This window comes from Streptomyces sp. NPDC021020 (genome assembly GCF_044333285.1).
Classification (GTDB): Bacteria; Actinomycetota; Actinomycetes; order Streptomycetales; family Streptomycetaceae; genus Actinacidiphila.
The window spans coordinates 1-1,302 of record NZ_JBIRQQ010000026.1; the positions used below are offsets into that span (position 1 = coordinate 1).

General features: G+C 71.7%; 1 pseudogene. It reads left to right on the forward strand.

Features of this window, described 5'->3' with window-relative positions:
• Positions 1-302: 302 nt before the first annotated feature.
• Positions 303-1,127: pseudogene (locus tag ACH4SL_RS36985) on the forward strand (ISAs1 family transposase); the annotation flags it as partial.
• Between the last annotated feature and the right edge of the window lie 175 nt (positions 1,128-1,302).

Sequence of the window (1,302 nt, forward strand, 5' to 3'; positions counted from 1 at the left end):
GCAGGGCTTCGGCGTAGTCGGCCGCTGTGCGGTTCGTGACGGTCCGTTGGGCGTCAGGGTGGCAGCAGGACTGGCACGGGCTTCCAAGATCATGGAGTTCTCGACGCCCCGTGACCTGCCTGGAAGACTGTGCCTGCCAACGCATCATCCCCGATCCCGCCTGCCCTTCACCAGCTCCGCAAGCAGCCCGGCGTCGTGCCCGCGGAGGTGCCTGGTCCGCTCGAGCGGCCGGCCCAGATACCGGACCCGCGAGATCCGCGCGGCGTGCGCTGGCCATCGTGCTTGCGCTGACCGCGTGCGCGGTGCTGGCCGGGGCGACCTCGCTGCTGGCGGTCGGCGAGTGGATCGCGGACGCGCCACCGCCCGTGCTGGAGCGACTCGGCATGCGCCCTGATCCGATACTGCCCAGGCGGCTGGTCCCAGCCGAGGCGACGGTCCGCCGACTGCTCGCCCGCATCGACGGCGACGCCCTGGACCAGGTGGTAGGCGGCTGGCTCGCCGGCCGCCGGCCCGCCGCGGCCGGATTGCGCGGCCTGTCCGTGGACGGCAAGTCCCTACGCGGCGCAGCGAGGGCCCGCGGACGGAAGATTCACCTGCTCGCCACGGTGGAGCACACCACCGGGCTGGTCCTGGCCCAGCTCGACGTCGGCGAGAAAGCCGAAAAGCTCACCCGCTTCCAGCCGCTGCTGGACACCGTCGCCGACCTCGCCGGGACGGTCGTCACCAGCGACGCGCTGCACACCCAGCGCGAGCACGCAGGCTACCTCCTCGGTCGCCGGGCCCACTACATCGCGATCGTCAAGGGCAACCAGAAGAAGCTGCACAAGCAGCTGAAGTCCGCGCCCTGGAAGGACATCCCGCTCCAGAGCCGCACCCGGGGCGCCGGCCACGGCCGCTGCGAGATCCGCCGGATCAAGGTCGCCACCGTGAACAACCTGCTCTTCCCTGGCGCCCGCCAGGCCGTCCAGACCAAGCGCCGCCGCACCGACCGCAAGACCGGCAAGACCACGATCGCCACCGTCTACGCGGTGACGAGCCTGACCGCCGAGAAGGCCACCCCCGCCCAGCTCGCACAGCTGATCCGGGACCACTGGAAGATCGAGGCTCTGCACCACGTCCGCGATACGACCTTCGCCGAGGACGCCTCCCAGCTGCGGACCGGCAACGCTCCGCGCGCAATGGCGACCTGACGCAACCTCGCCGTCGGCGCTCTGCGGCTGAACGGCGTGAAGAACATCGCCGCCGGGCTCCGCCCAACGCGCGCGACGCCCGCCGACTACGCCGAAGCCCTGCTCCCGGAGT